The sequence below is a fragment of the Pseudomonas sp. R3-57 genome (assembly GCF_051132065.1).
Lineage (GTDB): Bacteria > Pseudomonadota > Gammaproteobacteria > Pseudomonadales > Pseudomonadaceae > Aquipseudomonas.
In genome coordinates this window covers 1731946-1758920 of record NZ_CP071655.1, presented here as the reverse complement: position 1 = coordinate 1758920, position 26975 = coordinate 1731946, and the positions used below count along the sequence as shown (strand labels likewise).

Below are 26975 nucleotides of genomic sequence, written 5' to 3'. Positions count from 1 at the left end.
CAATGTTGGATGTGCTGACGTCATCGCTGGCAAGCCAGCTCCCACAGGGTTTTGTGGTGTGTCAGGAATGGCTCACCACTCGGCAAAGCTGCCATCGGCATGGCGCCAGATCGGGTTGCGCCAGCGGTGGCCGACGGCTGCGCGCTCGATCACATATTCTTCGTTGATCTCGATCCCCAGCCCCGGGCCGTTCGGAATCTTCACGAAGCCTTTGTCGTAGTCGAACACGCGAGGGTCCTTCACGTAGTCGAGCAAATCGTTGCTCTCGTTGTAATGGATGCCCAGGCTCTGCTCCTGGATAAACGCGTTGTAACAAGCCGCGTCGAGTTGCAAACACGCCGCCAGTGCAATCGGCCCCAGCGGGCAATGCAGCGCCAGCGCCACGTCGTAGGCTTCTGCCATGTTGGCGATCTTGCGGGTTTCAGTGATGCCGCCGGCATGCGAAGCATCCGGCTGGATGATGTCGACGTAGCCTTCACTCAACACGCGTTTAAAGTCCCAGCGCGAAAACAGCCGCTCGCCGAGGGCGATCGGCGTGCTGGTCAGCGGCGCCAGTTCTTTCAACGCTTCATAGTTTTCGCTGAGCACCGGCTCTTCGATAAACATCAGTTTGTACGGGTCGAGTTCCTTCATCAGGACTTTGGCCATGGGCTTGTGTACGCGGCCATGGAAGTCGACGCCGATGCCGACGTTCGGTCCCACTGCGTCACGCACGGCGGCGACGTTGGCCAAGGCCAGATCGACTTTTTCGAAGGTGTCGAGGAACTGCAATTCTTCGGTGCCGTTCATTTTCACCGCGGTGAAACCACGGCTCACCGCCTCTTTCGCCGCACGCGCCGTGTCGGCCGGACGGTCGCCGCCAATCCACGAATACACACGAATCTTGTCGCGCACCTGGCCACCGAGCAGATCACTGACCGACACGCCAAGGGCCTTGCCCTTGATGTCCCACAGCGCCTGGTCGATACCGGCCAGTGCGCTCATGTGGATCGCACCGCCACGGTAGAAGCCGCCGCGATACAGCACGGTCCAGATGTCTTCGATGTTGCGTGGGTCTTTGCCGATCAGGTAGTCGGACAATTCTTCAACGGCAGCGGCCACGGTGTGCGCCCGGCCTTCGACCACGGGTTCGCCCCAACCGGTCACGCCCTCATCGGTTTCGACCTTGAGGAAGCACCAGCGCGGCGGGACGATGAAGGTCGTGAGTTTGGTGATTTTCATCTCTGCTCTCTTTTGTAAATGCAGCTTTTATTAGATGCAGCGCACGCGGCGCCGGAAAAGTCTTAACGAAGCGCTTTCCATGCGGCCACATAGGCCTTGGCATTGACCGCCACTTGCTCTGGCGTCATGCCCGGTTTGAACAGCCCGGAACCGAGGCCGAAACCTTTCACGCCGGCATCGAGGAACGCCTGCATGTTGTCTGGGGTGATGCCGCCGACCGGCGCCAGCACCGTGCCCGCCGGCAACACCGCGAGCCAGGCTTTGACGACTGCCGGACTCATCTGCTCGGCCGGGAACAGCTTGAGAATGTCTGCGCCCTCCTCCAGCGCTGCGAAGGCTTCGGTCGGCGTGGCGACGCCCGGCGACAGATACAGCCCGGCCGCTTTCGCCGCGCGCAGGACCTTGGCGTCGCTGTGCGGCATGACGATCACCTGGCCGCCGGCATCCTTCACTTGTTGCACTTGCTGCGCGGTCAACACCGTGCCGGCACCGATCAGGCAATCGGCGGGCAGGGTCTTGCGCAGGGTGGCGATACTTTCGTACGGCGAAGGGGAATTGAGCGGTACTTCGATGACGCGAAATCCGGCGGCATACAGGACTTCTCCCACAGCCGCCGCGTCCTGCGGTTGCAGGCCACGCAGGATTGCGATCAGACCGTTTTGCGCCAGTGCTTGCTTGAGCATGTCAGGCCTCCAGTCAGGTTAACGGGATGAGGAATCGATCAGTCCGGCGGCACGCGCCAGTTGCCACAGGCCACGCTCGGTAGCCTGCTCGGCCAGCGTCACCCGGGCGAACCCGCAGGCGTCGAGCGCACGGCTGTAACGCGCACAGAGCTGACCGTTGCCGATCAGCACGATCGAAGGGAGATTCGGATTATTGCGGCGTTGACGCTGCACCGCGGCCAGTGCCGCCAGCTCGTGGCCGATCATCAGCCCGGACAGGTAATCCGCTTGCAGGGTCGGGCTGAGCTCACCGGTCAGGCCCAGCGTGCGCGCGCTGAACAAGGTCGAGAGCACACCCAGCTCGCCATCCGCCGACAGCGCGACCTGCACGCCACGGTCGAACGCCTGCGCCTCGAAGGTGGCGCTGGGTTGTTGGGTGCGGCCGAGAATGCTGTGTTCGCTGAGCACTGCGAATACTTCGCCGGTCATGAACGTGTCGAAATGCGTGATGCAACCATCGACCACTTCGACCCACTTGGAATGACTGCCCGGCAGGCCGATCAGCAGATCAGCGCCCGCCTCGGCCGGCAACTGCTGAAGGACACCCAGCACCTGGGTTTCTTCGCCACGCATCACATTCGGCAGACGCGAACGCTGAATCACCCCCGGCACGATATGCACCGTGGCGCCACGCAGACTGACCACTGCTTGTAGGGATTTTCCGAGATTGGCGACGTCCGCCGGCGTCTCGCAGTAGGCCGCTTCGCGCCAGCCCTGCGCGCTGCCGACCATGCCGCAAGCGATCACCGGCAGATTCGGCTGCGCATCGAGCCAGTCGCCACACGCCTGATCGAAGGCCAGTTCAAAACCATCGGCACATTCACGGCCGTGGATGATTCGCGGGGCTTTGGGCAACTGCATGATCCCGGACGACAGCGCACGCTGTTCCAGCACCACACCGTCCGCCGCGAGTTTGTAAGCACGTAATGAGGTCGTCCCCCAATCGAGCGCGATCAATTGCGCCTGCATCGCTTCACCTGTTCTGTTTTTTGGCAGTGAGTGCGATGGACTATAAACCCGGGGGCAGGAAAATCTCAATATATAAATATCAATCCCATATAGTGAGACGGAAACAAAAAAGATCGCAACATCGCTGATCGATGTTGCGATCTTCAGTAACGGGTTATTGACCCTCGGCGAACTCGCGCAGGACTTTGCCATCCATCCGATACCGCACCCACTCTTCCTGCGGCTGCGCACCGAGGGATTTGTAGAATTCAATCGCCGGCGTATTCCATTCCAGCACGCTCCATTCGAAGCGGCCGCAGCCGTTGGCGCAGGCGATTTTGGCGAGGTGGCGCAGCAGGGTTTTGCCGGCGCCGCCGCCGCGTTGTTCGGGGGTGATGTAGAGGTCTTCGAGGTACAGGCAGTTGCTGCCCAGCCAGGTCGAATAGCTGAAGAAGAACACCGCGAAACCGATTGGCAAGCCGTCGCGCAGGCAGATCAGGCCGTGGGCGGTGGCGCCTTCGCCGAACAGGCTGCGTTCGATGTCGGCAACGCTGGCAATGACTTCGTGGCGGGCCTTTTCGAAATCGGCGAGTTCGGTGATGAAGGCGAGGATCTGCGGTGCATCGCTGGGGGTCGCCGGGCGGATTTCGATCGTCATGGACGGGCCTTGTGTGCAAATTAAAGCGCCATACTAAGGCGCGCGGCGGCGCTCGTCACATGGCAAAACGGGTTAACTTGCCTGATTTGCCGAACACTGTGTCACCTGTGGGAGCGAGCCTGCCCGCGAAGGCGTCCTTTCGGTCAGTCCTTGGGTCAACTGACAGAATGCCTTCGCGAGCAGGCTCGCTCCCACAGGTTTTGCGACAATCTGAAAGGATGTTTATGACCGTTGAATATTTCACGCCCATGCAGGCACTGGCCTCAGCGTTGCTTCCTCATGCTCTGCAGCCCTCAGACGACGGCGCCCACGACCTCGCCCACCTGCAGCGGGTCTGGCACAACGCACGCACGCTTCATCAAACAGAGGGCGGTGAGCTCGATGTCTTGCTCGCCGCGGTGCTTCTGCACGATTGCGTATCCGTCGAGAAAAACTCGCCACTGCGCGCGCAGGCTTCGCGTCTGGCAGCGGACAAGGCTTCATCCGTCCTGGAAGCGATGAACTGGCCCAACGAAAGAATCACCCAAGTCGCCCACGCCATCGAAGCCCACAGCTTCTCCGCCAACATCACCCCGCTGACCCTCGAAGCGAAAATCGTCCAGGACGCCGACCGTCTCGACTCGCTGGGCATGCTCGGTGTCGCGCGCACTTTCTATGTCGCCGGGCGCATGGGCGCGGCGCTTTACGATCCGCGAGACCCCGAAGCGAAACACCGCGATTACGACGACACACGCTTTTGCCTCGACCATTTCCAGACCAAACTGCTGCACCTCGCCGAGGGTTTCCAGACCGTCACCGGCCAGCGCCTGGCACAGATTCGCCATCAGCGTTTGAAGGGTTTCATGGAGCAGTTCATGGAAGAAATCGGCATCGACTCAGTGGCAAACACACGATGACGGAATAAACCGTTCGTCGATCCTCAGGCACCAATCCCGACGTACGGCGGACCAATCAAGGGTAAGGATTCCAATCACTGGAGAAGCCCTATGATCCCGTCAAGGTTGACCGCTTTCGTCTTCAGCGCCCTGCTCTGCCCTGCGGTATTCGCCGCCTCGTCCACGGCAGCCGGCACTGGCCCTACCGATCCGACCCCGCCTCGCGCCCCGGCCATCAACAGTGCTCCCGGCATGAACACCGATGGCTCCGGCGTACCGTTGATCAATCAGCCACCGGCCACCGGCACTGACCCGCGCACGCAGGGCAGTGATCCGGGCCGTCAGGGCGGTATGAACACGCCTGATTCTCCGGCTGCGCCCGATAATGCCGGACCTGGCGTCGGCTCGAAAACCACCACCGGTGGTTCGGGTTCCGAAGGTGCCGGTCAGTAGTAGTTCGCCGACGCGAGCGCCCTATTCACTCCCATGAAGAGGTAACCATGAACGTCGACAAAGACCTGGAAAAAGAAGTCCTCACCCGCCTGTTGCACGCGCATCCCAACGGCTTGGGCAAGGAAGTGCTGGACAATTACCGGGGCGAGAAAGTCGTGGCCAGCGCCCTCGCCGCCCTGCAGGAGCGCGGCTTGATTCATCACGGTCATGTGACCTGCAGCGAAGCGGGCGAGCATGAGTTGAACCTGCCGATCAAGCTCAGTGCTGCTGGCGTTGAAGCGGCGCAGAAACTCGATCGCCAGTAGCTCTGAAGTCGCTCGCGGCCAGTGCGGCGAGCGGCTGAATTCGCACACAAGAGGAGAAATCCCATGCCTCGTGGAAGCAAAGACAAGTACACCAGTGAACAGAAGCGCAAGGCCGAGCACATCGAAGACAGCTATGAGAAAAAAGGCGTGTCGAAAGATGAAGCCGAGGCCCGCGCTTGGGCGACGGTGAATAAACAATCGGGCGGCGGCGAGAAATCCGGCGGTTCCGGGCGCAAGAAACCGGCGAGCGCCAAGTCGGAAGATCGTAAAGAGTCATCGCGCCGGGCGGTGGCCAGCCGCAAGGGGCATTCGCGTAATAGCGAGACTTCTAAGGATGCGCAGACCGTCGACAGTTTGATGAAAGAAGCCCGGGCGAAGAATATTCCGGGCCGCTCGTCGATGCGCAAGCAGGAGTTGATCGAAGCGTTACGCAAGGCTGGCTGAAAATTATGGTGAGGCTGCTGGCCCCCTCGCTAGCAGGCTAGCTCCCACAGTGGAATTGTGGTGTACACAAAATCTGTGGGAGCCAGCCTGCTGGCGATAGCGGTAGATCAGCCGCCGCAACACTTCGGCCGCTATCTGGGCAGGTAGCCCTCACAATGGAATTGTGGTGGACACAAAACCTGTGGGAGCTAGCCTGCTGGCGATAGCGGTGGGTCAGCCGCCGCAGGACTTGCGGATAAACGCGTCCACTTCAGCCGCCGCCGGTGCGGTCGCCGGCCCCCAGCGCGTCACTGCCAAGGCTGCCGCCGCGTTCGCCCGCCGTGCTGCTACTTGGGCTTTCAAACCCTGCGCCAACCCGGCGATAAACACCCCGGCATGCGCATCACCGGCACCGTTGCTATCTACCGCTTTCACGGCAAACCCCGGCACATGCTGACGCTCCCCGGCCTGCTGAATCCAGCAACCCTGCGGTCCGTCGCGCACCACCATCAACACGCTGTCCGGCAGATGGTTTACCAGCCGATCCAACGCTTCAGCGATATCGCCAGCCGCAGTAAAGCGCAATGCCTCCACACTGTTGCTGGTCCACACATCGATGCGCGGCAGCAACGCCTGCATCATTGGAGAGTCCGGCGATTCCACCAGCGGGCCCGGATCGAACACCACGTTGATGCCCTTCGGCAACGCCAGCGTCCAGTCGAGCAACGCTTGCGCCTTGCCTGGGTGAAGCAGGCTGTAACCACTGAGGTAGACATAATCGCCCGTCTGGGCGGCAACGCTGTTCAAGTCCTCGGTGGTCACCTCACCTTCGGCACCGATGTAGGAGATGAAACTGCGCTCGGCCGAGGCATCGGTCAGCGCCACGCACAAACCGGTGTCGCGTTCAGCCGGTTCAGCAATGCCAATACAGATCCCTTCAGCCTGCATCGCCTGGCGCGCCAGATCGCCGAAACGTCCGGTGCCGTGACGCCCCAGATAAACCACCGGCAGGCCATTGCGCACCGCCGCCGCCATCACATTGAACCCGCCGCCCGCTTCGAAACCCGCCGACTGCGCCAACACATCGCCGCCGATCTGCGGGAGTTTTTCCACGGCCATGACCAGGTCGATGATGACCTGGCCGGTGTGCAACATCTTAGGCATGAGCATTCTCGGGTTGCGCGGCGCGGCGATCTTTGGCCCCGCCCAGTACAAGGTAAAGGCCGCCGGCAACGACGAAGGTCACGATCCAGCCGAGGCCGTTATGGCCCAGCCACGAGTCGGACAGGAAACCCTTGAACCAGACGTTTTCGGCGGTGGTGCCGATGGTGGTGAAGCTGAAACCCAATACGATAGCAATCGCCCAGGCAGCAAACGCACGCCATTCGATACCGCCGTGATACCAGTAGGCGCTGCTCGGGCTGACGTCGAGCAGGTCTTTGGGGCTGTAGTAATGACGATGGATCAGATCGACCACGAAGATCCCGACCCACGCCGTGATCGGCACCGCCAGCAGGGAAATGAAGGTGATGAACGGACCGTAGAAACTGTCGGCGATCAGCATGAAATAAATCGAACCGGCGAAGATCGCGACGATGTCCACCACCACCGCGTAGACGCGTTTGACCTTGAGGCCGAGGGTCAACGTGGTCAGGCCGGCGGAGTACACCGACAGGTTGTTGGACAGCAGCAGACCGCCGAACGCGGTGATCAGGTACGGCACGGCCATCCACGTCGGCAGCATGTCGCGGATTGCCACGATCGGGTCAGTCGCCGAAGCCAGATCGTTGTTGCCCACCGAGAGCAAGCCGCCGAGGGTGATCAGCAGCACCAGCGGAATGCCCGCGCCGAAAGCTGCGGAAGCGACCAGGCGCACGGCTTTGACGCTGCGGTGCTGATAGCGCGACATGTCCGCGCCAGCGTTGGCCCAACCGATCCCGGTGCCGGCGGCCATGGTGCCGATGCCGATGATCATCGCGCTCAGCGGCGCCGGCGTCGCGTTGAACACGGCGCTCCAGTCGATGGTCGCGCAGAGGAAGCCGCCGACCAGGATGTTCAGCGCACCGAACACGTAAGTCGCCCACTTCTGGATGACCAGCAACGTCGCATGCCCGAGGCCGGACACTGCCAGGGTCAGCAGAACGAAAATCGCAATGAAGACCAGCGTCAGCAGCGGTGCACTTTTCGCCTCGACCGGCGAGCCGAACAGGATCGAACACAGCGACAGCAGGACGAACGCCGCGGTGGTGGTGTTGACCGTTTCCCAGCCCAGGCGCGACATCAGCGACACCAGCGTCGGGCCGATATTGCCGCGTACGCCGAAGATCGCCCGTGACAGGGTCAGGCTCGGCGCGCGGCCACGTCGGCCGGCAATCGAGATGATCCCGACCACCGCAAACGAACCGGCGGCACCGAGGATCGCGACGATGATCGCCTGCCAGATCGCCAGCCCGCGAAACGCCACCAGCGTGGCGCCCAAGGGCAGGCCAAGAATGGAAATGTTGGCGGCGAACCAGACCCAGAACAGCTGCAACGGATGGCCGTTGCACTCGGCTTCCGGCACCGGCTCGATGCCGCGGGTTTCCAGTTGCCCGGCGCTCTGCCCGGCGGTCGATGAACTCATGAACGTGCTCCTGTTTGCCTTTTTTGTGATTGTGGCAATGATGCAAAACGACAAGACAATCGGCCTTCCGAGGCCTGTCTGAGCGATCCATTGCGGGTGAATGATGCAAAAATTCTGGTGCGCCTATCGCTGGCAAGCCAGCTCCCACAGGTACGCAGTGAACTTTGAGATGTGCACTTTCCCTGTGGGAGCTGGCTTGCCAGCGATGGCGCCAGCCCAATCAACGCAAGGCCATCAGCCCCTGCACCAACGGCTCAAGCTCCAGCTGATTAACAGCCTTCACCGTATCGATCATCTGCGCAGGCCAACACTCAAGCCCCAGGCAGGCGCCAAGCATCGCTCCGAGAATGGCCGCGATGGTATCCGTGTCGCCACCGAGGCTGGCCGCCATGCACAGCGCCTCGAACGGGTTCATCTCGCCGATGGCCACCTGCTGCGCCAAAGCGAAGGAGACCACCACCGATTCCTGCGACGCCACCGAAGTCCCAATCACGTCGTAGAGCAGATCCGCCAGCAGCGACTTGTCGCTGTCGACGCTGATGCTGCGCGCCCAACTGATCCGCGAGCCGATACGACCACCGGCGACCCAATGCCCGTGGGTTTCTGCCTGCTGGGCGATTTGCTGACCAAGGTTCAGCGCCTCGCCCAGATCCAGGCCATTGACGCCGGCAGACACCACCGCCGCCACCGCCGCCGCGCTGGAAATTCCCAGCGTGGTGTTGTGGGTGACCTGGCAGGCCTGCACCACGGCCGCGATAAACCGTTCGCGATCCGCCACATCGGCGGCGATCCCGACCGGGGTGATGCGCATCGCCGCGCCGTTGGTGGTGCCGTAGCGCCCGGCCTCTTCCGGCGAATGGCCGGCGAGAATCATTTCAATCGCACGCTTGGTCGACGGTCCAAGCAGATCCTGCGAGCCCTTGGCCTGCATCTTGGCTTCCCACTCGATCAAACGCTGCGCGAGGATTGCCGGCTCGATGTGGCCCTTGCCTTCGACCAACAATTGACCCACCAGAATCGCCTGTTCGGTGTCATCGGTAATCGAGCCTTTGGGCATGTTCGCGGCGATCGGTTGCAGCGGCCCGGCATCCTGCAGATCGGTGATCTGGCCGAAACGCGCCTTGATCGTATCGCGATCGAGCGATTGCGTCGGCATGCCCAGCGCATCACCGAGGGCCAGACCATAAAAAGCGCCAAGGGCACGGTTGAGCGGGGTCATTTCGATCCTCCGAATTGCAGGTGCAGACGAAAATGCACCGGGTCGAGCAGGCTTTCGACCTGCTCCATGAAACGGTTCTGGCGATCGTAGGTGGTGCGCAGGGCTTTGAGGAAAACCGTACCGACCGGTCGACCGAGCAGTTCGGCATCTTCGGCATTCAGCGGTTCGGCGCCGATCCATTGATCGCCGCGCTCGCCGATATAGCCATACGCGGCCAGGGTGATGGTCAGCGAGTTGTCGATCAGGCCTACGCGCGGCAGGCTTTCCAGGCCGCCATTGGCCGGCATCAATGAACGTTCGAGAGACACCAGCGTACCGTCGGTGGCGCGCCGACGACGGTCGAGAGTGATGAACTGGTCGGTGCCGAAACGCACCAGCAGATCGGGCCGGGTTACAGCTTCAAGGCGCAGCACTTCAGTGTTTATCAGCGCCCCGCTGTCGGCCAGCGCTTGCGCCCAGCCGCTGCGCTGGTCGAGCGCGACACCATCAAACGTGACGATGGAGCCGACGCCGCTTTGCGTCGCGATGTAATTGCGCCGCTTCAGCTCGGCCAGCGCCTCACGCAGCGTGCCGCGGCTGACCTGGAATTCCTGAGCCAACTGATGCTCGCCGGGCAACAGAAAGCCGTCCTCCATGAGACCACTTTCGATGCGCCGGACGAGCTCGTCGACCACCCGTTGTTTCTTGTCGAATCGTACCTGTCTAATCATGTACAAAGTGATACCCGAAACGGGCGCGGCTGAGCAAGGGATATTTGAGGAAGGTGACAGAAGGCCGGGAGCTGGAGCGATCCCCTGTGGGAGCTGGCTTGCCAGCGATGACGGCGGCACATCCAAAATTGATGCTGAATGTTATACCGCAATCGCTGGCAAGCCAGCTCCCACAGGTTTTCGTGTTGGGGATGGATTCAGCGTTGTTTCAGTCGGTCAATCACCACGGCCAGCAACAGAATCGAACCACGAATCACATACTGATAAAACGTGTCGATGTTCTTCAGGTTCATCGCATTCTCGATGATCGCCAGAATCAGCACCCCAGCAATCACATGGCGGATCATGCCGATCCCGCCGCTCAGCGACACCCCGCCCAGCACGCAGGCCGAGATCACCGTCAGTTCGAAACCCTGGCCGATCATCGGCTGCCCGGAAGTCATCCGCGACGCCAGAATCACCCCGGCCAGCGCACCGATCAAACCGTGCACGGCGAAGATGATGATCTTGGTCCGGTCAACGTTGACGCCCGCCAGCAGCGCCGCTTCCTGGTTGCCACCGATGGCCATGGTGTTGCGCCCGTAGGTGGTGTAGTTCAGCAGCCAGCCGAAGAACAGGAAGCAGACGATGGTGATCAGGATCGGCACCGGCACGCCGAACAACTGGCCGTTACCGAAGACGAAGAACGACTCCTGCGACACGCCGACCGCTTTGCCATTGGCAAAAATGTAGGCCAGCCCGCGGACGATCTGCATGGTCGCCAGCGTGGTGATCAGGGCGTTGACGCGCAGTTTGGCGATCACGATGCCGTTGATCAGGCCAACGATCAGGCCCATCGCCAGTGCCGCGCTGACGCCGAGAAACACGCTGTTGGTGTCGCGCATCACCACCGCCGCAACCACACCGGCGCAGGCGATTACCGAGCCGACCGACAGGTCGAAATGCCCTGATGCAAGGCAATACAACATGGTGCACGCGGCGATGCCGGTGGTGGAAATCGCCAGGCCCAGCCCGCGCATGTTCAACGGCGAAAGGAAGTTATCGATCAACAGCGTGCAGGCAATGAAGATGCCGATCGCCGCCAGCAGCATGACCCAGTCGTCGAGGAAGCGCCGCATGTCCAACGGTTTGCGCTCGGTCGGCAGGGTTTCGTTTTGGGTTGTCATCATAGTCACCTCTCAGTTCGCCACGCCGTCAGCGCGGTGGCGCGGCAAAGCCAGTTGCAGCAGGTTGGATTCATTGGCCTGGTCGCGGTTGACTTCGCCGCGCAGGGCGCCTTCGCACAGCACCAGAATGCGGTCGGAAATGCCCATCACTTCCATCAGGTCGCTGGACACCACGATCACCGAAATACCGTCGGCGGCGAGGTTATGGATGATCTGGTAAATCTCCGCTTTGGCACCGATGTCGATGCCGCGGGTCGGTTCGTCGAGCAGCAGGACTTTCATCGGCATCGACAGCCAGCGGCCGAGAATGGCCTTCTGCTGATTGCCGCCAGAGAGGAATTTGATCTGCTGGCCGGCATGCGGCGTTTTGACTTTCAACGCCTTGATCTGCTTGTCGGCGTTGCCCTTCTCCCACAGCCCGCGAATCAGGCAGCCGAGGCTCGAATGCGCGCCACGGGCACTGATGTTGATGTTCTCGGCGACGCTCGCCAGCGGAATAATGCCTTCCTTCTTGCGGTCCTCCGGGCACAGCAGAATGCCGGCGGCAATCGCGTCGCGCGGCGAGCGCAGTTTCAGTTCGTGCCCGCGCAACTCCAGACGCCCAGCGGTGTTGCGCTCCAGGCCACTGAGCAGCCGAAACAGCTCGGTGCGCCCTGCCCCGACCAGCCCGAACAAGCCGAGGATCTCGCCTTTGTGCGCTTCGAAACTGATCGGTTCGCGCAGCCCCGGGCCGAGCAAGCCGTCAACTTTCAGCGCCACGGCGCCACGCGGGCGATGGCGGTAATCGTAGATGTCCTGAATGTCGCGACCGACCATGCAGGTCACCAGTTGATCGTGGGTCAGCTGGCTCATGTCATCGAAGGTACGCACGTAGCGACCGTCCTTGAACACCGTGACGGCGTCGCAGATACGGAACACTTCTTCCATGCGATGGGACACGTAAAGCACCACTTTGCCTTCGTCGCGCAGGCGACCGATGATCGCCATCAAGCGATCGATCTCGCGTGCCGACAAACTGCTGGTCGGTTCGTCGAAGGCAATCACATGAGCGCCGCGCGACAAGGCTTTGGCGATTTCCACCAACTGGCGCTGGCCGAGCGACAGGCGCCCGACCTTGGTCTGCGGGTCGATTTCATCGGCCAGGCCTTTGAGGCAATTCAAGGCCTTCTGGCGCAGTTCACCGCGATTGATCAAACCGAAACTGGCCGGTAAATGCCCGAGAAACAGGTTCTCGGCGACGGTCATTTCCGGAACCAGATGCAGTTCCTGGTGAATCACCGCGACGCCGCTGCCAATGCTGTCGGCAGTCGATTTGAACGCCATGGTCTGCTCGCCGATCTGCAGCTCGCCGCTGTTCGGGATGTAAGCGCCACCGAGGATTTTCAGCAGGGTCGATTTGCCAGCGCCGTTCTCGCCCATCAGCGCATGAACCTGGCCGGGATGTGCGACGAAACTGATGCCGTCCAGCGCCTTCACGCCGGGAAAGGTCTTGCCGATCCCGTTGAAACGCAGGCTGCCGCTGGCGCTGTGTTGTTCTTGTGTCTGTACTTGCGCGTGCATAAAGCCACCTCTTCACACCGATAAACGGCCCGGCTGACCGGGCCGTCGCTGCGTCAGTTCCACAGGCCGATTTTTTCCAGCTCTTGCTTGAAGTTTTCGCGGGTGATCAGGGTGACGTCATCCATGGCGGTGTACTTCGGCGGCTCTTTGCCGGCGGTGATCCACTCGTACATCATCTCGGCGGTCTTGTACCCTTCGATGTGCGGGCTTGGCAGCATGGAGCCGAAGAAGCCGCTGTCAGGCTTTTTCAATTCGCCGATGGCGTCGGTGCCGTTGATGCCAATGCCGATTACGTTGGTCGCGGCGAAACCGGCTGCTTCGGTGGCGCGCACGCCGCCGAGCACGGTGTTGTCGTTCATGCCGCCGATGATCAGGTTTTTCGCCGCGCTTGGCAGCTTCACCAATGCCGAGTTGGTGGCGTCCATGCTGCCCGGTACGTCGAGGGTTTTCAGTGCGGCGAAGAGGATGTGATCTTCCGGCATGCCGGCCTTCTTCAGGGCATCGACCGAACCGTCGGTGCGCTTCTTGCCGGTATCAAGTTCGTTGTAGGTGTTGACCACCGCGTAGGTGTCTTTCCAGTCCCAGTTACGCTTTTTCGCTTCGGCGGCCATGGCGGCGCCCTGCTTCTGGCCGACTTCGAACGCAGCCATGCCGAGGTAAGGCACGTCTTCCATGAATTTGCCGTTGGCGTCGACGAAACGATCGTCGACTGCGATTACCTTGAGATCGTTGATTTTGGCTTTGGCCATGATCGCCGGGCCGAGGGACACATCCGGCGGGCAGATCACGAAGCCCTTGGCGCCATTGGCCGCAAGGCTGTCGATGGCCGAGAGGGTTTTCTCGCCATCGGGTACGGCGATCTTGATCAGTTCAAAGCCTTTGTCCTTGGCGGCTTTCTCGGCGAAGGCCCACTCGGTCTGGAACCACGGTTCTTCGGCCTGCTTGACCAGAAAACCGATCTTCACCGCGTCGGCAGCGAGCAGCGCACTGCTCAGGCTGAACGCAGTGACCGCCAGGGCAGTGCTGCACAGGGTACGAATCCCGAATCGACGTTTCATCAGATGACTCCTTGTTATTTTTTTTGAGCAAGGTTTGAAAAGCGTTGAAGCGTGTTCTCAGTGGAGCGTGTTGAAAATAGTCATATCGTATGATGATTGGATTGCAAGCGTAGTTCAGCGCTGCGAATACGTTTGTTCAGTCGTGGTACATCACCGAGCGCCCACCATCGATGGTGATACACGAAGCGTTGATAAACGGCGCTTCGTCGCTGGCGAGAAACACCGCCGTCATCGCCACTTCCAACGGCTGGCCGATGCGTTTCGGCGGGTGCAGGTCGAACGCGCGTTGGCGCTCGGCGTGCGGGTCGGCGAAACCGTTCCAGTAGTCGACGTTCAGTTGCGTTTCGATGTAGCCCGGGGCGATGGCGTTGACCCGAATGCCTTTGGGCGCGTATTCGATGCCCAGCGCGCGGGTCAGGCCGAGCAAACCGTGTTTGGCTACGGGATACGGGAAGCAGCCGGGAATGATGTGGCTGGAATGGGTCGAGGCGATATTGATGATGCTGCCCACGCCTTGTTCGAGCATCTGCGGCAGTACCGCTTTGCAGCCGTACCAGGCGCCGTCCAGATCGATGGCGAAGCAACGGCGCCAGTCTTCTTCGGTCATTTCCAGCGGATCACGGAACACGTTGACCCCGGCGCAGTTGACCAGCACGTCGATGCGCCCGTGCAATTCAACGGCGCGTTTGGCCACCGCATTGAGATCTGCCTGACGCGAAACGTCGGCCTGCATGGCTTGCACGTCGTACCCTTGGGCGCGCCAGTGTGCGGCGACGCTTTCGACTTTCTCAGCCTGAATGTCGCTGATCAGCAATTTTGCCTGTTGGCAGGCAAACGCAGCGACGATGGCTTCACCGATGCCTTGCGCGGCGCCGGTCAGCAACACGACTTTGCCGCGCAGGCGTTCACCTTGAGGTGGCGCAGGCACCAGCGGCAGAGTAAGCGCTTCAGCCACGGTCAGGCCCCCTTTTCGCAGGCGCAAAAAAACCGGGCATCAACCGATGTCCGGTTTGCAAGACGTGAAGAATTGAACAGGCAAGTGCGCGCCACGACTTCAAGCCGTGGCGAGAGACGGACTCCGCGCGGGAGTGCGATGGATATTCGCTGCATCACTTCACCTGTTTTGTTCTTTTTAAGTGTGAGTGCGTGTTACTGCTGGAGCCGACTATAAACCCGACCGCCAAATAATCTCAATATATAATTTTGCATCCCATATTATGAGATTTAACCGGCAAAACGCGTACAGAGCTTTCCTGCAATATCGACGCGCATCGACAGCACCGCGCCGTCCAGCGGATGGTCGTACGGGCTCTGGGCGCTGGCGATGTACAGGGTTTTCAGGTCCGCACCGCCGAATACGCAACTGGTCGGGCGGCTGATAGGTAAATCGATCTTGCGATCAATCACGCCTTCGGGCGACAGACGCAGCAGACAACTGCCGTCCCAGCGCGCATTCCACACATAACCTTCAGCGTCCATCGCCGAGCCGTCCGGGCCACCGTGCTGATCGGAATTATAAAAAACCTGCGCATCGTCGAGACTGCCGTCGGTGCGGATGAAATATTGATTGAGCGTGCTGTCGAGGCTGTCGCCGAACAGCAGTTTCGTACCGTCGTCGCTCCACAGCAGGGTATTGGGTATGCCCAGATTGAGCAGCAACGGCGTCACGCGTTGATCCGGATCGACCCGGAACAAACCGCCGGAGCGGCGCACGATCGGCAGGTCTTCACCCTGCTCGCCGATGTTGTTCTGCATGGTGCCAAGCCACAACCGGCCTTGTGCATCGCAGCGCGCCTCGTTGGGCCGGTTGCCGGGTTGCGGGTCGGCGACGCAAAACAGCGTCAGCTTCGGTTCGAGGCCCGGCGAGTCGAGATCGAGGCGATAAACGCCGCTGCTCAGGGTCACCAACGCATCGCCGCTGCTGCACGGAATGAACGCGGACACATGCTCGGGCATCTGCCAGATCTGCACGTTCTGGCCAATCAGACGCAGCGCCTGTTTGCCGGCAATATCGACCCAGTACAGCGCCTGGGTCGGCGCGTCCCAGAAAGGACCTTCACCGAGCTGGGCGCGGTGTTCGGTCAGGGCGGTCCACTGCATTTGAGGGCTCCATTATTGTTGTTTTCTGTAGGAGTGAGCCTGCTCGCGATCGCTGTGTATCAGTGACGTTGATATCAACTGACTGGCCTCATCGCGAGCAGGCTCACTCCTACAGGGGATCTGTGTGTTCAGCTGGCTTTTTTGTCGGCCATGACTTTCGGGTAAAACCGTTTTATCGCCAGATCGGCGTTGTCGATCAAGGTCATGCAGGCCCACACGCCGCGCGTTGAGTCGCGGGCGGCGATGGCATCGGCCATGTCCTTGTGGATCGGTAACGTGCGACGCAGTTCATCCGGGTCGGCGGCCGACACCTCGAACGACACCGCGAGCAGCGCGCCGAGGGCCGGGACCATCTGTTCAATAAACTGATTGTGGCTGGCGGCGAGAATGCATTCGTGAAAGGCCTGATCGGCGCGGTTGTAATCGATGCCGCTGTCCACCGCACGTTCGAGCGCGTGATAGGCCAGTTTCACTGCTTCGATCTGCTCCGGGGTTGCGCGTTCACAGGCCCAACGCACCGCCATCGGCTCGATGGTACGACGCAAGTCGAGCAGGTCGTCGACGAAGTTCTCTGGCAAACCGTTGCGCGACAGCCAGCCGACCACTTGCGGGTCGAACAGGTTCCAGCGCCGCACCGGCAAGACCCGCGTGCCGACTTTCGGCCCGACTTCGAGCATGCCTTTGGCGACGAGGGTTTTTATCGCTTCGCGAATCACCGTGCGGCTGACCCCGAGCTGTTCGCCCAGATCCGCCTCGACCTTGATGGTCTGCCCCGCCCGCACCTGGCCCGCGGCGATCCAGCTGCCCAGCCAGTCAACGGTTGACGCATGAAAGCTGCTGGACATGAACACCTCAAAGCGGTTCGCGATGGGTGCTTACGCTAATCATCATACGAATAACAGTCAACGGGATTTTTCAGCTGGAATATAAAACCCATGTAGGAGTGAGCCTGCTCGCGATTGCGGTGTGACAGTCGACAGTGCCTTGACTGATACACCGCTATCGCGAGCAGGCTCACTCCTACAAGGGGTATGTGTTCTAGGGTTCGAGACCGATGCGGAAGAACTCGCCGCTGCTCCAGACACCCAGCCAGCGCTGGCCGTCGATCTCGCGGCTGACGGCCAACTCGACCAACTCGTAGAACACGTTGCGGTGGATCAGCGCTTCAAGATTAGTGCGCACATGTACGTAGGGCGCTGGCTCCTGCGTCGTCGGATCAGTCTCGACACGCAGCGGATGCTCAGGTCCGGCCTCGGTGGTTTCATCGACGTTGGTCGTGAAGCGCAGCACTTGCGCCTCGCCCTCACCTTCCACCTCAACGGCGATCGCCACGAACGGCGCGTCGTCGACCTTGATGCCGACCTTCTCGACCGGCGTGATCAGGAAATAGTCATCGCCGTCGCGGCGGATGATCGTCGAGAACAGCTTGACCATCGGCTTGCGCCCGATCGGCGTGCCCAGGTAATACCAGGTGCCGTCGCGGGCGATGCGCATGTCGATGTCGCCGCAGAAGTCCGGGTTCCACAAGTGCACCGGCGGCAGGCCTTTGGTTTTGGGGATCTGTCCCAACAGGTCATTGGCTTTTTGCGGGCCACTCATGGCGTCCTCCTTCGGTTATTGGTTGCCGATCCCCAGCAAGCTGCGCGCGTATTGCGCCAGTGGCGGGCCGATCAGGTCTTCAGGCTTGTTGTCGTGGAACGTCAGTAAACCGCCACGGCTTTTGATCCGTGCAGTATCAATCAAATACTGGGTGCTGGTCTCGATCAACATGATCTGAATCACCCCGCCGTCGATACCGAGGCGGTCGACCGCTTCCTGATCGAGCCACTCATCGGAGTTGCCGATGCGGTCATCAGCCTTGGCGAAACGCGTGTACAGCAAGTAATGCGCGCCGGCGTCGCGAGCTTCGCCCATGGCTTGATCAAGGCCTTCGGGAGCGCGGGCGCGGCGGACCATCGGGAAGTATTCGACGAAGCCCTTGAAGGCTTCTTCGGCGACCACGTTAGGCCGCGGATAGGAACCGCCCGGCGGTGCAAAAGCGCCCTGAGCGATGTAGATGAACGAGTCCGGCTGAATGCGGAAATTGTTCACGCGACGGCTGTCGCTGTGATCCAGCAAACCGGCATCGCTCATCTGGTAGCGAGTGCCTTCGGCCATATCGCTGACAGTCATACAGCCGCCAAGCGCCAAAACGGCCAGCAGCAAAACCAGGCTACGCATCCTATTCCTCCAGAAGCCGGTGACGGAAAACCGGCGAATGGCCGTTGAATGCAGCTTTTGCGCCAGCTCTGGAAATTGCTGACTTGTAGATCGCATCGCCAGCAGGCTGGCTCCCACAGGATTGCGCAAAACACTGTGGGAGCCAGCCTGCTGGCGATGACGATAGTCAGCCGCCGATAATCTTCATGACCGTCGCACCACCGGAAAACGCCACCTCCTGCTTGTCCCCCAACGCCTTGATCAGCAAGCGTTGCAATGCCGGCAGTGCCTCATGGCGCGGCTTGTCGAGCAGATCACCGACATAGTGGCGGTTGCTCGACGACAGGCAGCCATGCAGCCAACCGGTCGAGGACAGGCGCAGGCGCGAGCAGGTGCGGCAGAACGGCACGCTTTCGTTGGCGATCACGCCAAAGTTACCCAAACCGGGAATCGCATAACGAACCGCCGTGGCGTCGATCGGCGCGTCGGTCTGCGCATATTCGTAGCGCTCGCCGATCAGGCCGAGCAATTGCTCGAGACTGACGAACTGCTGCAGGAACGCATTGGAGTCCTTGGCCAGATGGCCCATGCGCATCAGCTCGATGAAACGCAATTCGAATCCGCGTTCCAGGCAGTAATCAAGCAACGGCATCACCTGATCGAGGTTTTGCCCGCGCAACGGCACCATGTTGACCTTGATCTTCATGCCCGCCGCTGCGGCCTGTTGCATACCGTCGAGCACGCTGGCCAGATCACCGCCACGGGCGATGCTGCGGAACGCTGCCGGATCAAGGGTATCGAGGGAGACGTTGATGCGGCGCAAACCAGCATCGACCAGCAAGGGCAGTTTTTTCGTCAGGAGCTGGCCGTTGGTGGTCAGGCTGATGTCGTCCAGGCCCATCTTGCCGACGGCGCTCATGAACGATTCAAGCTTGGGGCTGACCAGCGGCTCGCCGCCAGTGATGCGCAAGCGCTCGATGCCGGCCGCTTCGATCAGATACGCCACGCCGCGGGCCATGGCCTCAGCCGACAGCTCATCCTGCGCCGCCACCAGCCGCTTGCCGTTGGGCACGCAGTAGGTACAGGCGTAATTGCAGGCGGAAGTCAGGCTGATGCGCAAATTGCGAAAACGCCTGCCTTGACGGTCAACGATCATGATCACTCCGGCGATGGAAAATCGAGCGGCCAAAACTTGACTCAGAATTCAAGTTTTAGCAAGCCCTATGCCTGAGTATATTCCTGCGGTATTGCGACATGTAACGAATTCACGGCGCAATAAGGCTGCTGAATGGCTCAGCTGCTTGGCGTTTCCGGGTCGCGCTTGCGCTTGTTGCCCATGCGCACGCCGATATCCATCAGGAACTGGAAGAAGCCTTCCTGATCTTCCAGCACATTGCTCCAGAACGGCGAGTGGTACAGCGCAACAGCGCCGTGCACCAGCGCCCAGGCGGCGCAGTAATGGAAGTACGGTGGCACGTCTTCAAGCTTGCCTTCGCTGATGCGCCCCTTGATCAGCAGGGTCAGGCGTTCGAAGTTCGAGGCACGGATCTTGTGCAGCTCCTCGACCATTTCCGGAACCTGATTGCCTTTGACGACTTTCTCTTCGAGACGGTCGAACAGGCGATAGCGCTGCGGGTCACGCATGCGGAATTCGAAGTAGGCGCGGGACAGCGCTTCCTTGTCCTTGTCGACGTCAGCCGAATGCAGCAGCTCGTTCAAATCGCGCTCGTAATCGAGCATCAGGCGCAGATAAATCTCCGCCTTGGATTTGAAATGCTTGTAGATCGTGCCTTTGCCGATACCCACGGCATCCGCAATCATCTCGACGGTGACACTGTCTTCACCTTGTTCGAGGAACAGCTTGAGCGCGGTATCGAGAATTTCCTGCTCGCGGCGACGAAACTCACGGACCTTACGAGGTTCTTTGTGCATAAGAAAAGGTCTGAAGGGTCAAAATACGAAGCCGCGTATTATGCCTAACTTGCGCAAAAATGCACGGATCATCGACCATATCTGTGTTTGCCGTTCATTTTGCGAACGTTTCAGGGGCAATGAGAACTCAACTGAAGCAAACGTATTCCAAATTTGTTTAAAAACCCCGACCGGCTTACTGGACTGCACGCCAGACTGATCAATACTTGAACTGTCGGGCGACATCTCCCCCAAGTGTCGCGCCGATAAAGGTACCAACGGACCGCGTGCCTTTGTTTTACTCCTAATGGTCTTAACCCGGATTCACCCCCCAGAACCCGGGTTTTTTTTGCCTGCGATTTGGCCAGCCGCTACAGGGCAGATCTGACACTAGCCAAAGGGAACAGACGCTTGAAGTTCTCGGTGGTCTGCTCGGCAAAGCGCTCGTAGTTCTCGCCGCGCAGCATCGCCAGAAACTCCGCCACCTCGCGCACATACTGCGGCAGGTTGGGCTTGCCGCGATAAGGGATCGGCGCCAGATACGGCGAATCGGTCTCCACCAGCAAGCGATCGGCCGGCACTTTGCTGGCGACATCGCGCAAGGCCTCGGCATTGCGGAAGGTGACGATGCCCGACAGGGAAATGTAGTAACCCATGTCCAGCGCGGCTTTGGCCATGTCCCAGTCTTCAGTGAAACAGTGCAGCACACCGGCCTGGGGCAATGCCGCTTCGCGCAGCAGCTCAAGCGTGTCGGCACGGGCACCGCGAGTGTGAATGATCACTGGCTTGCCGGTCTGTTGCGCGGCTTGCAAGTGCAGGCGGAAGGACGCCTGCTGCAGCTCGGCGGCTTCCGGTTCGTAGTGGTAGTCGAGACCGGTTTCGCCGATTGCCACCACTTTCGGGTGATCGAGTTCGTGCAGCAGCCAGTCGAGCGCTGGCGCCGCGCCGGGCTGGACGTCGAGCGGGTGCACGCCGACCGAGCAATCGACATCGCTGTAGCGCTCGGCGAGGGCTTTGACGTCGGCGGCGTTGTTGGCGCTGACACCAATGCACAGAAAGTGCCCGACACCGCGTCCGCGAGCTGCATCGAGCGCAGCATCCAGCGAGCCGTCATGGGCGGCGAGGTCAAGGCGATCGAGGTGACAATGGGAATCTACGAGCATAAAAACGGCAACTTACATCGTGTGAGTGGGACGGTCGGACTTCAACGCTCCGGCCAGATGAGTTTCGATGCGACTGCGCGCGGTGTTGTCGCCATCGTTGAACTGCACGCCGACACCGGCGGCACGATTGCCTTGCGCCCCTTTGGGCGTGATCCAGGCGACCTTGCCGGCAACCGGGATCTTCTCCGCCTCGTCCATCAGATTGAGCAGCATGAATACCTCGTCGCCCAACCGGTAATTCTTGTTGGTCGGGATGAACAAGCCACCGTTCTTGATGAATGGCATGTAGGCGGCATACAGCACGGATTTGTCCTTGATCGTCAGGGACAGGATGCCGTTGCGCGGGCCGGGGCTGATCGGTTCAAGCATGTTCACCTCCACTGCTGATGCTCAGAGTCTAGGTACACATTTCTATCTTTGACCAGGCAATCCCGCCCATTGCACCAACAATGCTTCCAGCAGCAACGCAGGATTGAGGTTGGCCTTGCTCAGCACCTTCTGGCGCTGGGCGAGAATCCAGTCGTGAATATCGAGGACTTTGCCTTGTGCACTTTTCTGTGCCAGGTACTGCACGACCTTGCGCATGTCAGGCAGACCGAGACCTGCCTCGTCCTGAGTCAGCTGATAACGCAGGATCAGGCTCGACCAGTCGCAGAACCAGTCGAACAGGCGCAGCATCGGAATGTTTTTCCATTCCTCGGCCAATTGCGTTGGCGACTGCTGGCCCTTGAGCAACTTTTTCACGCCTTCGACCACCTGCGCGCGCTGCTCGCGTACGCCTTGGGCTTGCAGGCTGACCGCCATCAACGGCGAGCCGGCCGCCAGCGTCAGCAGTTCGACCCGCTCGTCTTCGGAACATTCCGGCAACGCTTGCGCAAGCCACTGCAGACTCATCGCCTCACCCGGCAATGGACAAGCCTGCTGCACGCAGCGGCTCTTGATCGTCGGCAGCAAACGACTGGTCTGGTGGCTGACCAGCAGCAACACGGTATCGCCGGACGGCTCTTCAAGACTCTTGAGCAAGGCGTTGGCGGCGTTGATATTCATCGACTCGACCGGCTCGATCAGCACCACTTTGCGTCCGCCCAGTTGCGCGGTCTGCACCACGAAACTGACCAGATCGCGAACCTGGTCGACCTTGATGGCCTTGTCGGCTTCTTCGGGCTCGAGAATGAAGTTGTCCGGGTGGCTGCCAGCCTTGAGCAGCAGGCAGGATTTGCAGTCGCCGCAGGCTTCCGGGGTCGGACGCTGACACAGCAAACTCGCCATCAGACGCTCGGCCAGGGCCCGCTTGCCGATCCCGGCCGGGCCGTGCAGCAGATACGCGTGAGCGTGCTGGCTACGCCCGGCCAGTTGCTGCCAGAGGCTGTCCTGCCACGGATAGGCCTCAGCCACGGCTCAGCTCCACCAGGTTCGGAATCAGCGTATCCAGCGATTGTTGCACCTTGCTCAGCGGCTGACCGGCGTCGATCCGCACATAGCGCGCAGGATCGGCTTCGGCACGTTTAAGAAAGGCACTGCGCACCGCTTCGAAAAAGGCCCGCCCTTCCAGCTCGAAACGATCCAGCCGGCCGCGAGCGCTGGCACGCGCCAGGCCGATTTCCACTGGCAGGTCGAAAATCAACGTCAGGTCCGGGCGCAGATCACCCTGCACGAAGCTTTCCAGCGTGGCGATGCGTTCCAGCGACAAGCCGCGACCGCCGCCCTGATAGGCGTATGTCGAGTCGGTAAAACGGTCACACAGCACCACGGCGCCACGGACCAACGCCGGACGAATCACCTCGGCCAGATGCTGCGCGCGCGCGGCGAAGACCAGCAACAGTTCGGTATCGGGGTTCATGACCTCGTCGGCCGGGGCCAGCAGCACATCGCGAATCCGCTCCGCCAGTGGCGTGCCACCCGGCTCACGGGTCAGCACGACCTCGATACCGGCGGCGCGCAGGCGCTCGGCGAGGTATTCGCGATTGGTGCTTTTGCCGGCGCCTTCCGGGCCTTCGAGGGTAATAAACAAGCCAGTCACAGGCAGTCCTTAATCAAAGTCATTGCGCATTTTCGGGGGCAGCGGCATCCGGTGCCGGCGCAGGCTCCTGCGGCGCGACCTGCGGCAGTGTCTCCGGCGCGGGATTGGGCGAGGCTGGCGGAATCGCTTCATCGCTTGCCGGGGTTTCCGGCGCTGTTGCCGGCGCCGGGCTGGAGCGGTAATCGGCACGGCGCTTGAGTTGATACTCGCGCACCGCATTGTTGTGCGCATCCAGATCATCGGAAAACACGTGGCTGCCGTCACCACGGGCGACAAAATACAGGCTGGTGCCTTCCACCGGATTCAGCGCAGCATGAATCGCTTCACGCCCGACCATCGCGATCGGTGTTGGCGGCAGGCCAGGAATCACGTAGGTGTTGTACGGCGTCGGTTCTTTCAGGTGCGCACGGGTCAGCTTGCCGGTGTAGCGCTCACCGAGGCCGTAGATCACCGTCGGGTCGGTTTGCAGTTGCATGCCCAGCGCCAGGCGGCGCACGAAGACCCCGGCAATCTGCCCGCGCTCCTGCGGTACGCCGGTTTCCTTCTCGACCAGCGACGCCATGATCAGCGCCTGATACGGCTCTTTGTAAGGCACATCGGCGGAACGTTTTTCCCACTCCTTGGCCAGCACTTCGTCGAGACGATCAAAGGCCTTTTTCAGCAGCTCGGCATCGGACATGCCGCGCACGAAGCGGTAGGTGTCAGGGAAGAAGCGTCCTTCCGGGAACAAGCCTTTATGGCCGATCCTCGCCATGACGTCGCTGTCGCTCAAACCGTTCAGGGTCTGTTCGAGCTTTTCGTCCTTGGCCAATGCAGCGCGCACTTGATGGAAATTCCAGCCCTCGACCAGCGTCAGGCTGTATTGCACCACATCGCCGCGCTTCCACGAGTCGATCAGACCGTTGACGGTCATGCCCGGCTGCATGCGGTATTCGCCGCTGTGGATGGGCGTGCCGGCGAGGTTGAAGCGCCAATACACGCGCAGCCAGAACGCGTCCTTGATGACGCCATCGGTTTCGAGAGAAAGGAAAGTACGGGTCGGCGTCGAGCCTTTCGGCACATCCAGCAGTTGTTCCTGCGTGATGGTCAGAGGCTGTTCCAGCGCGCTGTGAATCTTCCAGGCGCTGGCGCCCAACAGCAGCCCTGCCAGAACCAGTCCGGTTTCCAGCAGCAGCAAAAGTTTACGTCTCACAAATCAGGCATCCAATAGGGCGCGGGCAAGGGTTTGCAGTTTACGGGTGAGCGGACCAACCGGCCAGCTCAGTGCAGCGTAGGCGCGTACCGGCCACACGCCATACACGCTGTTGCAGACAAACACTTCATCGGCCCACTGCAGCTGTTCCAGGCGGATATCAGTGATTTGGCTGGGGATGGCCAATGACTCGGCCTGAAACAAAATTTCTGCGCGCATCACACCGGCCACGCCGCAGCGCTGCAAATCCGCAGTGATCAATACGCCGTCGCGGACGATGAACAGGTTGCTGAATACACCTTCAATGACGCGTCCGGTGCGGTCGAGCATCAAGCCCTCGGCGTGCTCGCTGTCCTGCCATTCGGCGCGGGCGAGTACCTGTTCCAGTCGATTGAGGTGTTTGAGCCCGGCCAGCAACGGCTGCCGGGATAACCGCGTGGTGCACGGAAACAGGCGTATACCGTGCTCGGCATGGCCAGCGGGATAAGCGGCAGGAGGATTGCCTTGCAGAATGCGTCGGCCCGGCGCTGCGGGATCAGGCGCATAACCGCGTTGACCGTCACCACGGGTGAGGATGAGTTTGAGCACGCCCTCGCCCAGCGCTGCCGCATAGCGCAGCAGCTCGTCGCCGATCAGTTCGATATCGGCGGCGATGGCCAGCCGCGCACAGCCCTCGGCCAGACGCGCCAGATGCCGATCCAGCAGGATCGGCTGGCCGCCACGCACGGCAATGGTCTCGAACAGACCATCGCCGTAAGCCAGGCCGCGATCTTTCAGCGACAGACTGTCAGCCGGTTGACCGTCGACCCAGCAGTCCATCAGCCTGCGAACCGGCGGAACGCCAGGGTGCCGTTGGTGCCGCCAAAACCGAAGGAGTTCGACAGCACGACATCGATGTCCATGTTGCGCGCAGTGTGCGGCACGAAATCGAGGTCGCAGCCTTCGTCCGGCTCATCGAGGTTGATGGTCGGCGGCGCCACCTGGCTGTTGATCGCCAGCACGCTGAAGATCGCCTCGACCGCGCCCGCTGCACCCAACAAGTGACCGGTCATCGACTTGGTCGAGCTGACCGCCAGTTTGTAGGCGTGATCGCCGAATACCGACTTGATCGCATTGGCTTCGGCAAGGTCGCCGGCCGGGGTCGAGGTGCCGTGGGCGTTGATGTATTGCACTTGATCGGCATTGATCTTCGCGTCGCGCAGCGCATTGGTGATGCAGCGTGCGGCACCGGCGCCATCGGCCGGTGGCGAAGTCATGTGGAAGGCATCGCCGCTGGTACCGAACCCGATCAGCTCGGCATAGATGGTCGCGCCGCGCGCCTTGGCATGCTCGAGTTCTTCGAGCACCAACGCACCGGCACCGTCGGACAGCACGAAACCATCACGGCCCTTGTCCCACGGACGGCTGGCACGGGTCGGTTCGTCGTTACGGGTCGACAGCGCACGGGATGCGCCGAAGCCACCCATGCCCAGACCGCACGCGGCCATTTCGGCACCGCCGGCAATCATCACGTCGGCTTCGTCGTACATGATGTTGCGCGCCGCCATGCCAATGCAGTGCGTACCCGTAGTACAGGCAGTGGCGATGGCGTAGTTAGGTCCCTGTGCACCCAGATGGATGGACAGGAAACCGGAAATCATATTGATGATCGAGCCTGGCACGAAGAACGGCGAAATCCGTCGTGGGCCGGTCTCATGCAGCGTACGGCTGGTTTCTTCGATATTGGTCAGACCGCCGATCCCCGAACCCATGGCAACGCCGATGCGCTCACGGTTGGCGTCAGTGACTTCCAGCCCGGCGTTGCGCACGGCTTGAAAGCCTGCGGCGAGGCCGTACTGAATGAACAGGTCGAGCTTGCGCGCTTCCTTGACCGACAGGTATTCCTCGACATTGAAGCCCTTGACCGAGCCGCCGAAACGGGTGGAATAGGCAGAAAGGTCGGTGTGTTCGATCAGACCAATGCCACTGCGGCCAGCCAGAATGCCCTGCCAACTGCTCGGCACATCCGTGCCCAGTGGCGACAACATACCCATACCGGTGACTACGACGCGTCTACGCGACACAGCACTCTCCTTTTTCGAATGACGACTTTGCATCAGGCCTAAAGAAAAAACCGCACGCCGTAATGGCAGTGCGGTTTTTCCATGACAGCTAGCGACGACTAAAAACGATTACGCCTGGTGGGCAGTAACGTAGTCGATTGCAGCTTGTACAGTAGTGATCTTTTCAGCTTCTTCGTCAGGGATTTCGGTCTCGAATTCCTCTTCCAGAGCCATCACCAGCTCAACGGTGTCAAGGGAGTCGGCACCCAGGTCTTCAACGAAGGAAGCGGTGTTGACTACTTCTTCCGATTTGACACCCAGTTGCTCGGCAACGATTTTCTTGACGCGCTCTTCGATGGTGCTCATACCTTGTTTTCACTCCTAATGGACAAATTCAGGCAGCTGGC

Annotated in this window: 30 protein-coding genes; 4 read left to right on the top strand and 26 right to left on the bottom strand. The window is 60.8% G+C overall.

Annotated elements, in window-relative coordinates:
* Positions 1–72: 72 nt before the first annotated feature.
* The 4 genes from dgoD to J3P93_RS08050 all read right to left on the bottom strand — a co-directional run bounded on the left by dgoD (position 73) and on the right by J3P93_RS08050 (position 3549).
* Positions 73–1221 carry a galactonate dehydratase gene (gene dgoD, locus J3P93_RS08065; protein ID WP_007908327.1) on the bottom strand — a complete coding sequence of 383 codons (1149 nt, stop codon included), beginning with the start codon at positions 1219–1221 and terminating at the stop codon, positions 73–75.
* Between the two features lie 62 nt (positions 1222–1283).
* Positions 1284–1904 (bottom strand): 2-dehydro-3-deoxy-6-phosphogalactonate aldolase, encoded by a 621-nt coding sequence (locus tag J3P93_RS08060; RefSeq protein ID WP_093099455.1) that lies wholly within the window; start codon positions 1902–1904, stop codon positions 1284–1286.
* 18 nt (positions 1905–1922) lie between these two features.
* Positions 1923–2912 (bottom strand): 2-dehydro-3-deoxygalactonokinase, encoded by a 990-nt coding sequence (locus J3P93_RS08055; protein WP_434596405.1) that lies wholly within the window; start codon positions 2910–2912, stop codon positions 1923–1925.
* 154 nt (positions 2913–3066) lie between these two features.
* Complete coding sequence (locus tag J3P93_RS08050; RefSeq protein WP_434596402.1) at positions 3067–3549, bottom strand: GNAT family N-acetyltransferase; 483 nt, start codon at positions 3547–3549, stop codon at positions 3067–3069.
* Positions 3550–3773: 224 nt separating this feature from the next.
* On the opposite strand from J3P93_RS08050, the gene J3P93_RS08045 reads away from it, so the two are divergent.
* From J3P93_RS08045 to J3P93_RS08030, 4 genes are all read left to right on the top strand, one after another.
* Positions 3774–4445, top strand: coding sequence for an HD domain-containing protein (locus tag J3P93_RS08045; protein WP_434596399.1), 672 nt, complete (start codon positions 3774–3776; stop codon positions 4443–4445).
* A 90-nt stretch (positions 4446–4535) separates the two neighbouring features.
* Entirely contained in the window at positions 4536–4877 is a 342-nt protein-coding gene (locus J3P93_RS08040; RefSeq protein ID WP_093099449.1) for a hypothetical protein, read from the top strand.
* Positions 4878–4924: 47 nt separating this feature from the next.
* On the top strand, positions 4925–5182 hold the full coding sequence (locus J3P93_RS08035; protein WP_332767353.1) for a hypothetical protein: 258 nt from the start codon (positions 4925–4927) through the stop codon (positions 5180–5182).
* A 63-nt stretch (positions 5183–5245) separates the two neighbouring features.
* Positions 5246–5626, top strand: coding sequence for a Rho termination factor N-terminal domain-containing protein (locus J3P93_RS08030; protein WP_090285159.1), 381 nt, complete (start codon positions 5246–5248; stop codon positions 5624–5626).
* A 213-nt stretch (positions 5627–5839) separates the two neighbouring features.
* Here the strand turns inward: J3P93_RS08030 and J3P93_RS08025 are convergent, their stop codons facing one another.
* From J3P93_RS08025 to acpP, 22 genes are all read right to left on the bottom strand, one after another.
* Entirely contained in the window at positions 5840–6769 is a 930-nt protein-coding gene (locus tag J3P93_RS08025) for a PfkB family carbohydrate kinase (RefSeq protein ID WP_434596396.1), read from the bottom strand.
* The gene (locus J3P93_RS08020; RefSeq protein ID WP_434596394.1) at positions 6762–8228 is read right to left on the bottom strand and encodes a purine-cytosine permease family protein; all 1467 of its coding nucleotides are present in this window, start codon (positions 8226–8228) and stop codon (positions 6762–6764) included. Before J3P93_RS08020 ends, J3P93_RS08025 begins: the two co-directional genes overlap by 8 nt.
* A gap of 220 nt (positions 8229–8448) precedes the next feature.
* The gene (locus tag J3P93_RS08015) at positions 8449–9447 is read right to left on the bottom strand and encodes an ADP-ribosylglycohydrolase family protein (protein ID WP_434596391.1); all 999 of its coding nucleotides are present in this window, start codon (positions 9445–9447) and stop codon (positions 8449–8451) included.
* Positions 9444–10157 carry a GntR family transcriptional regulator gene (locus J3P93_RS08010; RefSeq protein WP_336356357.1) on the bottom strand — a complete coding sequence of 238 codons (714 nt, stop codon included), beginning with the start codon at positions 10155–10157 and terminating at the stop codon, positions 9444–9446. Before J3P93_RS08010 ends, J3P93_RS08015 begins: the two co-directional genes overlap by 4 nt.
* Before the next feature lie 197 nt (positions 10158–10354).
* Complete coding sequence (gene araH, locus J3P93_RS08005; protein ID WP_093106558.1) at positions 10355–11323, bottom strand: L-arabinose ABC transporter permease AraH; 969 nt, start codon at positions 11321–11323, stop codon at positions 10355–10357.
* 12 nt (positions 11324–11335) lie between these two features.
* Positions 11336–12883 (bottom strand): L-arabinose ABC transporter ATP-binding protein AraG, encoded by a 1548-nt coding sequence (gene araG / locus J3P93_RS08000; protein WP_434596388.1) that lies wholly within the window; start codon positions 12881–12883, stop codon positions 11336–11338.
* A gap of 53 nt (positions 12884–12936) precedes the next feature.
* Positions 12937–13941: a substrate-binding domain-containing protein gene (locus tag J3P93_RS07995; RefSeq protein WP_434596386.1), complete on the bottom strand. Its 1005-nt coding sequence runs from the start codon at positions 13939–13941 to the stop codon at positions 12937–12939.
* Between the two features lie 136 nt (positions 13942–14077).
* The gene (locus tag J3P93_RS07990) at positions 14078–14896 is read right to left on the bottom strand and encodes an SDR family oxidoreductase (RefSeq protein WP_434596384.1); all 819 of its coding nucleotides are present in this window, start codon (positions 14894–14896) and stop codon (positions 14078–14080) included.
* A 269-nt stretch (positions 14897–15165) separates the two neighbouring features.
* The gene (locus J3P93_RS07985) at positions 15166–16041 is read right to left on the bottom strand and encodes an SMP-30/gluconolactonase/LRE family protein (RefSeq protein WP_434596381.1); all 876 of its coding nucleotides are present in this window, start codon (positions 16039–16041) and stop codon (positions 15166–15168) included.
* Between the two features lie 128 nt (positions 16042–16169).
* Positions 16170–16886 carry a FadR/GntR family transcriptional regulator gene (locus J3P93_RS07980; RefSeq protein WP_434596379.1) on the bottom strand — a complete coding sequence of 239 codons (717 nt, stop codon included), beginning with the start codon at positions 16884–16886 and terminating at the stop codon, positions 16170–16172.
* Between the two features lie 193 nt (positions 16887–17079).
* Entirely contained in the window at positions 17080–17640 is a 561-nt protein-coding gene (locus tag J3P93_RS07975; RefSeq protein WP_434596377.1) for a DUF1285 domain-containing protein, read from the bottom strand.
* A 15-nt stretch (positions 17641–17655) separates the two neighbouring features.
* The gene (locus J3P93_RS07970) at positions 17656–18261 is read right to left on the bottom strand and encodes a DUF4823 domain-containing protein (RefSeq protein ID WP_090285180.1); all 606 of its coding nucleotides are present in this window, start codon (positions 18259–18261) and stop codon (positions 17656–17658) included.
* Between the two features lie 166 nt (positions 18262–18427).
* Positions 18428–19396, bottom strand: a complete 969-nt coding sequence (locus J3P93_RS07965; RefSeq protein WP_434596375.1) for a GTP 3',8-cyclase MoaA — start codon at positions 19394–19396, stop codon at positions 18428–18430.
* Positions 19397–19533: 137 nt separating this feature from the next.
* Positions 19534–20172 carry a TetR/AcrR family transcriptional regulator gene (locus tag J3P93_RS07960; protein WP_090285183.1) on the bottom strand — a complete coding sequence of 213 codons (639 nt, stop codon included), beginning with the start codon at positions 20170–20172 and terminating at the stop codon, positions 19534–19536.
* A 350-nt stretch (positions 20173–20522) separates the two neighbouring features.
* Complete coding sequence (locus tag J3P93_RS07955) at positions 20523–21314, bottom strand: TatD family hydrolase (RefSeq protein WP_434596372.1); 792 nt, start codon at positions 21312–21314, stop codon at positions 20523–20525.
* A 12-nt stretch (positions 21315–21326) separates the two neighbouring features.
* Positions 21327–21683 carry a PilZ domain-containing protein gene (locus J3P93_RS07950; protein ID WP_203418993.1) on the bottom strand — a complete coding sequence of 119 codons (357 nt, stop codon included), beginning with the start codon at positions 21681–21683 and terminating at the stop codon, positions 21327–21329.
* 42 nt (positions 21684–21725) lie between these two features.
* The gene (locus J3P93_RS07945; RefSeq protein WP_434596369.1) at positions 21726–22709 is read right to left on the bottom strand and encodes a DNA polymerase III subunit delta'; all 984 of its coding nucleotides are present in this window, start codon (positions 22707–22709) and stop codon (positions 21726–21728) included.
* Positions 22702–23334, bottom strand: a complete 633-nt coding sequence (gene tmk, locus J3P93_RS07940) for a dTMP kinase (RefSeq protein WP_434596367.1) — start codon at positions 23332–23334, stop codon at positions 22702–22704. The genes J3P93_RS07945 and tmk overlap by 8 nt, the downstream gene beginning before the upstream one ends.
* A gap of 19 nt (positions 23335–23353) precedes the next feature.
* Positions 23354–24526: an endolytic transglycosylase MltG gene (gene mltG, locus J3P93_RS07935; RefSeq protein WP_434596365.1), complete on the bottom strand. Its 1173-nt coding sequence runs from the start codon at positions 24524–24526 to the stop codon at positions 23354–23356.
* A gap of 3 nt (positions 24527–24529) precedes the next feature.
* Positions 24530–25345, bottom strand: coding sequence for an aminodeoxychorismate lyase (pabC, locus tag J3P93_RS07930; protein WP_434596363.1), 816 nt, complete (start codon positions 25343–25345; stop codon positions 24530–24532).
* Positions 25345–26589, bottom strand: coding sequence for a beta-ketoacyl-ACP synthase II (fabF, locus tag J3P93_RS07925; RefSeq protein WP_203419001.1), 1245 nt, complete (start codon positions 26587–26589; stop codon positions 25345–25347). Before fabF ends, pabC begins: the two co-directional genes overlap by 1 nt.
* 108 nt (positions 26590–26697) lie before the next feature.
* Complete coding sequence (acpP, locus tag J3P93_RS07920) at positions 26698–26934, bottom strand: acyl carrier protein (protein ID WP_087265500.1); 237 nt, start codon at positions 26932–26934, stop codon at positions 26698–26700.
* Between the last annotated feature and the right edge of the window lie 41 nt (positions 26935–26975).

Excerpts from the sequence above, each read along its gene's own strand:
- J3P93_RS08035 (WP_332767353.1), top strand. The coding sequence starts at position 4,925 with ATGAACGTCGACAAAGACCTGGAAAAAGAAGTCCTCACCCGCCTGTTG.
- J3P93_RS08040 (WP_093099449.1), top strand. The coding sequence starts at position 4,536 with ATGATCCCGTCAAGGTTGACCGCTTTCGTCTTCAGCGCCCTGCTCTGC.
- J3P93_RS07950 (WP_203418993.1), bottom strand. The coding sequence starts at position 21,683 with ATGCTTGAACCGATCAGCCCCGGCCCGCGCAACGGCATCCTGTCCCTG.
- J3P93_RS08010 (WP_336356357.1), bottom strand. The coding sequence starts at position 10,157 with ATGATTAGACAGGTACGATTCGACAAGAAACAACGGGTGGTCGACGAG.
- J3P93_RS07985 (WP_434596381.1), bottom strand. The coding sequence starts at position 16,041 with ATGCAGTGGACCGCCCTGACCGAACACCGCGCCCAGCTCGGTGAAGGT.
- J3P93_RS08060 (WP_093099455.1), bottom strand. The coding sequence starts at position 1,904 with ATGCTCAAGCAAGCACTGGCGCAAAACGGTCTGATCGCAATCCTGCGT.
- acpP (WP_087265500.1), bottom strand. The coding sequence starts at position 26,934 with ATGAGCACCATCGAAGAGCGCGTCAAGAAAATCGTTGCCGAGCAACTG.
- J3P93_RS07980 (WP_434596379.1), bottom strand. The coding sequence starts at position 16,886 with ATGTCCAGCAGCTTTCATGCGTCAACCGTTGACTGGCTGGGCAGCTGG.
- J3P93_RS08045 (WP_434596399.1), top strand. The coding sequence starts at position 3,774 with ATGACCGTTGAATATTTCACGCCCATGCAGGCACTGGCCTCAGCGTTG.
- araH (WP_093106558.1), bottom strand. The coding sequence starts at position 11,323 with ATGACAACCCAAAACGAAACCCTGCCGACCGAGCGCAAACCGTTGGAC.
- araG (WP_434596388.1), bottom strand. The coding sequence starts at position 12,883 with ATGCACGCGCAAGTACAGACACAAGAACAACACAGCGCCAGCGGCAGC.
- J3P93_RS07970 (WP_090285180.1), bottom strand. The coding sequence starts at position 18,261 with ATGCGTAGCCTGGTTTTGCTGCTGGCCGTTTTGGCGCTTGGCGGCTGT.
- J3P93_RS08020 (WP_434596394.1), bottom strand. The coding sequence starts at position 8,228 with ATGAGTTCATCGACCGCCGGGCAGAGCGCCGGGCAACTGGAAACCCGC.
- J3P93_RS07960 (WP_090285183.1), bottom strand. The coding sequence starts at position 20,172 with ATGCACAAAGAACCTCGTAAGGTCCGTGAGTTTCGTCGCCGCGAGCAG.
- J3P93_RS08050 (WP_434596402.1), bottom strand. The coding sequence starts at position 3,549 with ATGACGATCGAAATCCGCCCGGCGACCCCCAGCGATGCACCGCAGATC.
- J3P93_RS08015 (WP_434596391.1), bottom strand. The coding sequence starts at position 9,447 with ATGACCCCGCTCAACCGTGCCCTTGGCGCTTTTTATGGTCTGGCCCTC.
- J3P93_RS08055 (WP_434596405.1), bottom strand. The coding sequence starts at position 2,912 with ATGCAGGCGCAATTGATCGCGCTCGATTGGGGGACGACCTCATTACGT.
- J3P93_RS07975 (WP_434596377.1), bottom strand. The coding sequence starts at position 17,640 with ATGAGTGGCCCGCAAAAAGCCAATGACCTGTTGGGACAGATCCCCAAA.
- dgoD (WP_007908327.1), bottom strand. The coding sequence starts at position 1,221 with ATGAAAATCACCAAACTCACGACCTTCATCGTCCCGCCGCGCTGGTGC.
- J3P93_RS08030 (WP_090285159.1), top strand. The coding sequence starts at position 5,246 with ATGCCTCGTGGAAGCAAAGACAAGTACACCAGTGAACAGAAGCGCAAG.
- J3P93_RS07955 (WP_434596372.1), bottom strand. The coding sequence starts at position 21,314 with ATGCTCGTAGATTCCCATTGTCACCTCGATCGCCTTGACCTCGCCGCC.
- J3P93_RS08025 (WP_434596396.1), bottom strand. The coding sequence starts at position 6,769 with ATGCCTAAGATGTTGCACACCGGCCAGGTCATCATCGACCTGGTCATG.
- J3P93_RS07965 (WP_434596375.1), bottom strand. The coding sequence starts at position 19,396 with ATGATCGTTGACCGTCAAGGCAGGCGTTTTCGCAATTTGCGCATCAGC.
- J3P93_RS07995 (WP_434596386.1), bottom strand. The coding sequence starts at position 13,941 with ATGAAACGTCGATTCGGGATTCGTACCCTGTGCAGCACTGCCCTGGCG.
- pabC (WP_434596363.1), bottom strand. The coding sequence starts at position 25,345 with ATGGACTGCTGGGTCGACGGTCAACCGGCTGACAGTCTGTCGCTGAAA.